The organism is Vibrio sp. 1078-1 (assembly GCF_033340475.1).
Map to the genome: position 1 here is coordinate 1 of NZ_JAWOWM010000219.1, position 803 is coordinate 803.

Here is an 803-nt window from a genome sequence, read left to right on the forward strand (position 1 = left end):
ACTAGGTTGCGACCCATACGGCCAGCAGCTCCTGCGATTGCAATACGAACCATTGCGCTTTCTCTCCTTCTCTGGATAACGAGGCTTCTCGTTCTCTTTCGTTTCGCTGAATCTTTTTAAACTAACAACATACTGTGTTAACCACAAGCACGTTCATTGGGCTTAAGCGAACTCTTTTACGACACGTTGTAAGATCGGCACGTTAGCTTCAGGGAAGGTGTAATCCCCTAATTCACCAACTGCGACCCAGCGCCCTTCTTGACCTTCTCGACCATAAGGTTCGTTCTCGAACTGAGAGACGGTAATAAAATCAAATTTTAGTGACTTATCTGGGTAATCGTATTCAAGGTGTTCAAACGGTGCTTGTTCAATCACTCGAATCCCCACTTCCTCTTCAAGCTCACGAACCATCGCTTGTTCAACTGTTTCTCCTAGCTCGACTTTACCGCCCGGAAACTCCCAAAATCCACCTTTATGTTTATCATCAGGACGTTTAGTAATAAAGATTTGCGACTTATCTTGATTGAAAATGATCGCTGCAACAATGTGAATTCTTTTCATGGATATTTACCTAGGATCTATCGATACAAAAAGAGCCGCCTAAGCGACTCTTTCTTATTAAGTTATCAAGTTAGATTAATTGATCTGACCGTGACACTGCTTGTATTTCTTGCCACTACCACATGGACAAGGTTCGTTTCGACCTACTTTACGCTCATCACGAACAACAGGTTGATTTGAGCCCTCAGACTCTTCACCATCAGCCAACTGATTTTCCGCAGCTGCATGCTGAGCCTGCGCAC

2 protein-coding genes are annotated in these 803 nt (G+C 44.1%); both read right to left on the reverse strand.

Going from position 1 to position 803, the window contains the following annotated elements; genetic code table 11:
• Nucleotides 1–162: 162 nt before the first annotated feature.
• On the reverse strand, nucleotides 163–561 hold the full coding sequence (gene mutT, locus R7190_RS26725; protein WP_005461225.1) for an 8-oxo-dGTP diphosphatase MutT: 399 nt from the start codon (nucleotides 559–561) through the stop codon (nucleotides 163–165).
• A 75-nt stretch (nucleotides 562–636) separates the two neighbouring features.
• On the reverse strand, nucleotides 637–803 hold a 167-nt coding region (locus R7190_RS26730; protein ID WP_318137780.1), incomplete at its 5' end, for an SEC-C metal-binding domain-containing protein.